Here is a 7,193-nt window from a genome sequence, read left to right on the forward strand (position 1 = left end):
CGATTTGTCGCGCGTAATTTGTGGCGTCCCCGGGGCCCGGGAGTGCCATGCGCCCGGGGCCGCGTCGCTGCTCGGAGCCGGTTCAGGCCCGGGGAACGGGCGGGTCGACGAGCCAGCCGATGCCCCCGCAGCCGGTGCACAGGATGGCCGAACCCGCCTCGGAATAGCCTGCGGCCCCGGTACCTTCGCACCATCCGCAGTACCGCCAGCCCCGATTCGGGTGGACGGTGTCGAGCAGGATATTGAGAAACCCTTGGATCGCCATGCAGAGTGGATCCCCTCGCTGGGCAGCAAACGACCCAAGAATGCGCGACGGCTCCGGGCAATGTCCAGCAAAAGCCAGGGGGGCTTTACAGACCGAATTCCCGTGGGTCCAACCGCAGCACCTGACATGCCTCGCGAATCACCGTGGCCGCGTGTGCTCCGAGTTCGCCATCGGTTCGCCCCACCGTCAATCCGATGCGCAGCACGGCGGCCGCCTGGTCGGGATATTCGGTGGCCTTGGCGATCTGGGCCATCACGTAGGCGTGGCCGAACGCCGGATCCATGATGAGCCGGGCGCAGTTGTCCTCGAACCGGTTTCGCAGGTCCTCGGCGGGCCGGCGGCCGAGCACCTCGTGCGCCCCGACCATCTGTGCGACCCGCATCCGCGCCGCCGGATCGATGCGGCCGTCGGTCGCGGACAACACCGCGCACATGCCCAGCGCCGCATCGCGGAAGGGATCGCCCCACTGCTCGTCGAGCCGTCCCGGCAACCCGGTGAGATACGGTGCGGGCCGCGCGTCCGGGGATCCGGCGGGCGCGGCGGCGGCCGGATCGGTGCGCGGGGCAGCCGGGGAGACCAGCCGATTCGAGAACGCCATGACACACACTCCGAAGAAATGGCCGAACCCGTGGACCTCCCCGAGTCCGGGCCCGGATCGTGCGAACAACACGGTCGACAGTAACAGTCCGCCGCGGCGGGGCCCGCAGAAATTCTCCGAATACTCGCGCACAGCAACCGCGTTCGGCGCGCCTGTGATCATCGGGCGCGCCGCGCGCGGGGCCGGAGGGTCAGGCGGACAGTTCGCGTTCGAGCGGCGTGCGGAAGCGGGGGATCGGGCGGACCTCGCCGTACCAGCCGCGCAGCCGGTCCGCCTCGGCGGCGATGGCGCGCTCGGCGTCGGCGCCGACATCCTCGAGCAGCCGCCAGGCGATGTCGCCGTCCGGTCGCTGCGCCCAGCCGCCGACGATGCGGCCGTCCCACCACACCGACGGGCCGATATTGCCGTTGCGGTCGAACAGGGCGGGCTGATGCGGCCCCAGATACCAGTCGCGCGATTGCCAGCCCATCGGCGTGGGATCCAGCGCGGGCAGCAACGCCGCCCACGGTTCCGGGGCGGGCGTGGGCTCCAGATCGTCGGCCAGCACCAGGCCGGTCTCCCCGCCCAGGTCCACCTCGATCGTGTCCACCAGCGCCAGCGCCTTGCGGACCTCGCCCAGCGTCCAGCCGGTCCACCATTTGAGATCGCTCACCGGCGCGGGACCGAAGGCGCGCAACCACTTCCGGACCAGCTCGGCGCGGGCGTCCTCGACCGGCATGACCGCGATCCCGTCGGGCAGCCAGGATTCGATGGGCGCCCAGGTGTATTGGCTGCTGGACCAGGTTCCATTGGGGCGGCCGCGCACGATTCGGCCCTCGCAGCCGAGCGTGACCAGCACCCAGGTGGTGATATTGGTGGGCTTGGAGTACGGCTTGCCCGGCGCGGTGTCCACCTGGGTCCGCAGCTCGGGCACCTCCTTGCTCAGCTGCGCTCCCGTCGCCGCGCCGCGGGCCAGCAAGGCGTCGTGCGTTTTCGACTCGACCGCGTTCCACCACTTCACGACATTGCCGGGCACCGCGCCGGACTGTTCGAGATAGCGCCCGTAGGTCTTGCGCTGCTTGTGCGCCAGCGCGTCGGCGACCGCGGCCTGCAGCACCGGCACCAGATCGACGGGTGCGACGAACATGGTGCGCCGCATGGCCAGCATGCGCAGCAGGGTCCGGTCGTCGTAGAGCGACTTCTCCACGTGGCCGGTCTCCAGCTCCGCCGAGCGCGCCGCGACGGAGAGGTACACGGTGGCCGGGTCGGTCGCGTGCAACACCACCAGGGACCGCACGATCGACTCGACCGAGTCGCCGCGCTCCGCCGCCGTCAGCCGGTGCCGCACCCCGAGTCGAGCCCGCCGCTCCGCGGCATCCATCGAACGCATGGTCGAATCCTAGCCGCCGGCAGCCTGATTCGGGCACACCCCGGCACATCGGTTCCGGCGCGCCGACCGGCCCGGCGTGGGTTCCCGACCGGACCGCCCGGACATGCGACGATGCCGGACGTGCGTGCTCATCGGCGAGGGTTGCGGGTAATCGGTGCGGTCGCGGGCGTGGTGGCGGCGGCCATGGTCGGGCTACCGGGCATCGCGGGCGCGGCCGACGACGGCGTGTCCGTGCGGCCGATCAGCCTCGCCGTCGACGGCGAGACCGCCACCGGCCGCGTCTACGAACCCGAGGGCGGGGCCCGCGCGCTCATCGTGGCGGTGCACGGCCACGACGGCAGCGCGAGCGACTTCCCCGACTACATGGCCTCGATCGTCAAGAACACCGGCGCCGCCCTGGTCACCATGGACCAGCGCGCCGACTCCGGCGTGTGGCGCACGGGGGAGTGGAACGTGTGGGCGGGCTGGCGCGACACCGTCGCCGCCACCCGGTGGTATCGCGGTGAACACCCCGGCCTCGGACCGACCGTGCTGTGGGGCTGGAGCCAGGGCGGCGTCACCAGCGGACTGGCCGCCGCCTACGCCCCGCCCGGCACCTACGACTACTGGGTCGACACCTTCGGCCACGCCGGGGATCTCACCGCCTGGCTGGAAGCCAATCTGGCCGGCAAGCAACTGCGGCCGGAGATCGAACGCGATGCGGGCGGCTGTATTCCGCTGACCTGCCCGCAGGCCTACATCGACCGCTCGCCGGTGCTCATGCCCGGGCGCATCGACGTCCAGCGGACGGTGCTGGTGCACGGCCCGGCGGATACGGTGGTGCCCTACACCAGTTCGATGGAGATGCGCGCCGCGCTGATGCTCGCGGGCAAGCGGGTGTCCATGTACACCGTCGTCAGCGGCCGCGATCTCGACGGCCGCGTCGTGCCCGGCGAGCACGGCATCAATCCGGTGTTCTTCGAATCCGGTTGCGCGGTCATGCGACTGCTGCAGGGCACCGAACCCCTCGGCGGCGATCACGACTACACGATCGATGTCGGCGCGGGCGTCAACACCGCCCCGCCGGCCCCGGCGAACGCCAAATGCGCGGCCTGACAACCGGTCCCGCGCGCGCCCGGTAACCGCTCCCGACGCCGCGCCCCGCGCCGGCCGACCGCCGTGCCGCACGATCGGGCGCCGAACACTAGGCTCGGCCCCGGCATCGGCAGGGCGAGACGGGATGAAGCGCAATGAAAGTCGTGGTGGCGGGAGCGACAGGGGCGATCGGGCGGCCATTGGTGACGGCGCTGCGCGCCCGCGGGCACCAGGTGTACGCGCTCACCCGCGACGGCCGCGGCGCGGAGGTCGCGCGGACGCTCGGAGCCACCCCGCTGGTCGCCAATGTGATGGATCGCTCGGAACTGTTGCGTGTCACCGAACGGCTCACCGCCGACGCGGTCATCCACGAGCTCACCGCCTTCCGGAACTCGCCGCCCACCCACTACCACTCGCCGGGGCTGCTGCGCACCAACGCCTTACGCGAGACCGGCGGCAAGCACCTGGTGGAACTGGCCCAGCGCGCGGGCGCGCGCCGGTACCTGACGCAATCGGTGATCTTCGGCTACGGCATGCGCGACCACGGCCCGCGGCCGGTGACCGAGCAGGACCCCTTCGGCCGCATCCCCGGCGACGTCAACGACGGCCTCATCGGGGCGCTGCACGAGGCCGAATGCCACGCCTGGCGGGCGCCCGGCATCGACGGAATCGCGCTGCGCTACGGCGTCTTCTACGGACCCGGCGCGTCCGCGTCCTTCACCCGCGCCCTGCGGCGGCGACTGTTCCCGCTGCCCAGCGCGACCACCGGGCACACCGGCTTCGTGCACGTCGAGGACGCCGCCGCCGCGACCGTGGCCGCCCTCGAACGCGGCGTACCCGGCCAGGCGTACAACATCGTCGACGACGAGCCCGCCACCTGGGAGGCCATGTTCGACGCCGCCGCCGCGGCCGTCGGCGCGCGCCCGCCGCTGCGGGTGCCGCCGCGCCTGATGCGCATCACCTCCCCGCTGACCGCGGCCCAGATGCTCGACTTCTCCCTCCGCCCCTCCAATGCCAAGGCCCGGGCCGAACTGCGCTGGGCGCCGCGCTATCCGAGCTACCGCGAGGGACTGCGCACCCTGGCGCGCGTCCACGCCTGACCCGGCGGTCCGGTCGCGCCGGAACACCGCCGCGCCCACTACCGTTGATCACCACGGAAGACGGATGATCCACGCGAATCGGGCGCGAAGGAAGGCAGTGATGAACACACCGGCGGACCCCACCTACACCTGGCTGGGCGCGGAGCTCGACCTCGACGCCTACCTGGACCGGATCGGATTCACCGGTGCGCGCACGCCCACCCTGGAGACCCTGCGCGCCCTGGTGCGCGCCCACACCACCACGATCCCGTTCGAGAACCTCGAGATCATCCTCGGCCGCGGCATCCCCCTGGACTTGGAAGCGCTGCAGGACAAGCTGATCCGGCGGCGGCGCGGCGGCTACTGCTACGAGAACGTCGGACTGTTCGCGGCCGCGCTGGAACGGCTCGGCTTCGAATTCACCGCCATGTCCGGCCGGGTCACGCTGGGGGCGACCGGCCTGCGCCCGGCCACTCATGCGCTGCTGCGGGTGAAGACCGCCGACGACGACCGGCTGTGGCTGTGCGACGTCGGGTTCGGCTTCGGTCCCCTGGAACCGATCGAGCTGGCCCCCGACCGCGGTGAATTCGGTGCGGGCGCATGGCGTTTCCGGCTGGAGCGGACCGCCGACGCGGTCGGTGGCGAGCTGTGGACGCTGTACCAGTTCGGGAAGGACGGCTGGGTGGACCGGCACACCTTCGCCATCACCCCGCAGTATCGTGTCGATTTCGCGGTCGGGAACCACTACGTGTCCACCTCGGCGCGTTCGCCGTTCACCCTGCGGCCCTTCGTGCAGCGCTTCCTGCCCGACGCTCACCACCAGATCGACGGCACCACCTGGACCACGCACCATCCCGACGGTTCGGAGGAGGTGCGCGAGCTCGAGGTTGCCGAGCTGCCCATGGTGCTCGCGGAGGTCTTCGATATCGAGCTCGATGCCGACGACGCCGCCCGGTTGGTCCGCGCGGAGTGGGCCGCGGCGGTGAAAAGTAGCTGAACTCGGTCGGTGTGCGGGAGCAAACACGCACCAAACCGATCGGTCTATGTCTGGTCATGTATGGGTCGCGACCAGCGCATACGTCAACCGGGTCACGAGCGGGTCGTCGACGGGCGGCGCAGATCTCATCGAGATCTCCGCCATATCTCACGCTGACGTCGGCGATCCGCGCGTCGCCCGCTACACTCGTGCGGGGAAACGCGCGGGCAACCGCATTGTCACAGTCATCTCGAAGAACCTCGGAGTAGTGCCATCGAAACCGGCCAAGTGATCGCAGGGCATTACCGCCTGGTCGAACGGATTGGTAGCGGCGGCACAGGTGTCGTCTGGCGAGCCGTCGACCAGCGGCTGGAACGATCCGTCGCGATCAAGCAGATCCTCACCCAGCCGAGCCTGTCGGATGCCGACAAGGACATCGTCAAGCAGCGCGCCGCGCGCGAGGCCCGCAACGCGGCCCGCTTCCAGCATCCGAACGCCATCGTCGTCTTCGACATCACCGAGCACGAGGGCGACCCGTGCTTGATCATGGAGTACCTGCCCTCGCAGAGCCTCGCGGTGGTGCTGTCCGCCTCGGGCACGCTGCCGCTGCCGCAGTGCGCGCGCATCGGCGAACAGGTAGCTTCCGCGCTCATCGCCGCGCACCGCGCCGGCATCGTGCACCGTGACGTCAAGCCCGGCAACATCCTGCTCGGCGACAACGGCGCGGTGAAGATCACCGACTTCGGCATCGCCAAGTCCAAGGGCGACGTCACCCTCACCGCCACCGGGCTCATCTCCGGCACCGCCGCCTACCTCGCCCCCGAGGTCGCCCGTGGCGCGGAACCGACCCCGGCCGCCGACGTCTTCGCCTTGGGCGCCACGCTCTTCCACGCCCTGGAAGGCGAACCGCCCTACGGCACCAACCCGAATCCGCTGGCCTTGCTCTACGCCGCCGCCAACGGTCAGATCAGCGAGCCGCGCAATGCCGGGCCGCTGTCGGACCTGCTGCTCAGCCTGCTCAGCTTCGAGCCGGAGGACCGGCCGAGCATGCTCGACGTGCGCGACATCATGGCCGAATTCGCCGAGGTCGGCCCGGACGCCGAGGCCACCCGCGTGCTCGCCCGTCGCTCCGGCCCGATCACCCCGCAGGGCGGCGCCGCGCCGCGCCTGCAGGCCCGGCAGATGGAACGCCGTTCGTCGGCCAACGCCGACATCCCGACCGGCGCCATGAGCCAGGCCCAGCTGCTCGAGACCCCGCCGCCGCGGCCGGTCCCCAACGGCGGCCCGCCGACCCGCAATCACCCCGCGCCGGAACCGGATTCGGAGCCGGGCGGCAAGAAGAAGCTCGTCTGGATCCTGCTCGCCGCGGTCGTCGTGGTGGCCGGCGGCATCGTCTACGGCATGATGGGCGACTCCGGCTCGAACGACTCGCCCGGCGCGGGCGGTGCCACCACCTCGGTGAAGGCCTCGACCTCGGCCAGCTCCACCAAGGGCACGCCCTCGGGCCTGGGCCAGACCAAGAGCGCCTCGACCGTGAGCGTCGGCAATGGCGCGGACGCCGTGGACAAGTTCTACGACGCCCTCACCTCGCAGCGGTACCAGGAGGCGTGGACCCGGCTCACCCCGGCCGCGCAGCAGGTGTACGGCAGCGCGACGGCGTTCCAGACCTACTGGACGAACAACCCGATCAGCCGCTACTCGACCATCGAGGGCGCCCGCGGGACCGACAGCAACAATCCCGATGGCTCCGTGGACATCTCGCTGGCCAGCCTGAGCACCAAGAACAGCGGCAGCAAGTCGGTGACGCTGCGGGTCGTCGACAGCGGCGGCTC

General features: G+C 71.0%; 6 protein-coding genes. 4 read left to right on the top strand and 2 right to left on the bottom strand.

The window, feature by feature from the left end:
• Nucleotides 1–350 precede the first annotated feature (350 nt).
• Both ACFV4K_RS33785 and ACFV4K_RS33790 read right to left on the bottom strand, forming a co-directional pair.
• Nucleotides 351–863, bottom strand: coding sequence for a tellurite resistance TerB family protein (locus tag ACFV4K_RS33785; RefSeq protein ID WP_379280360.1), 513 nt, complete (start codon nucleotides 861–863; stop codon nucleotides 351–353).
• 190 nt (nucleotides 864–1,053) lie between these two features.
• A complete protein-coding gene (locus ACFV4K_RS33790; RefSeq protein ID WP_379280361.1) occupies nucleotides 1,054–2,232 on the bottom strand; it encodes a winged helix DNA-binding domain-containing protein in 1,179 nt (392 codons plus the stop codon).
• Nucleotides 2,233–2,352: 120 nt separating this feature from the next.
• Between ACFV4K_RS33790 and ACFV4K_RS33795 the strand changes: the two genes are divergently transcribed.
• The 4 genes from ACFV4K_RS33795 to ACFV4K_RS33810 form a co-directional block, all read left to right on the top strand.
• On the top strand, nucleotides 2,353–3,327 hold the full coding sequence (locus tag ACFV4K_RS33795) for an alpha/beta hydrolase family protein (RefSeq protein WP_379280362.1): 975 nt from the start codon (nucleotides 2,353–2,355) through the stop codon (nucleotides 3,325–3,327).
• Nucleotides 3,328–3,461: 134 nt separating this feature from the next.
• Entirely contained in the window at nucleotides 3,462–4,406 is a 945-nt protein-coding gene (locus ACFV4K_RS33800; RefSeq protein WP_379280363.1) for an NAD-dependent epimerase/dehydratase family protein, read from the top strand.
• Between the two features lie 100 nt (nucleotides 4,407–4,506).
• Nucleotides 4,507–5,382, top strand: a complete 876-nt coding sequence (locus ACFV4K_RS33805; RefSeq protein ID WP_379280364.1) for an arylamine N-acetyltransferase — start codon at nucleotides 4,507–4,509, stop codon at nucleotides 5,380–5,382.
• A gap of 267 nt (nucleotides 5,383–5,649) precedes the next feature.
• Nucleotides 5,650–7,193: serine/threonine-protein kinase (locus tag ACFV4K_RS33810; RefSeq protein ID WP_379280365.1), on the top strand; the 1,544-nt coding region annotated here is incomplete at its 3' end.

The sequence above is a fragment of the Nocardia sp. NPDC059764 genome (assembly GCF_042732555.1).
GTDB lineage: Bacteria > Actinomycetota > Actinomycetes > Mycobacteriales > Mycobacteriaceae > Nocardia.

What these genes read in the sequence shown, in the direction of transcription:
- ACFV4K_RS33785 (WP_379280360.1), bottom strand. Translation starts at nt 863, where the DNA reads ATGGCGTTCTCGAATCGGCTGGTCTCCCCGGCTGCCCCGCGCACCGAT.
- ACFV4K_RS33790 (WP_379280361.1), bottom strand. Translation starts at nt 2,232, where the DNA reads ATGCGTTCGATGGATGCCGCGGAGCGGCGGGCTCGACTCGGGGTGCGG.
- ACFV4K_RS33800 (WP_379280363.1), top strand. Translation starts at nt 3,462, where the DNA reads ATGAAAGTCGTGGTGGCGGGAGCGACAGGGGCGATCGGGCGGCCATTG.
- ACFV4K_RS33805 (WP_379280364.1), top strand. Translation starts at nt 4,507, where the DNA reads ATGAACACACCGGCGGACCCCACCTACACCTGGCTGGGCGCGGAGCTC.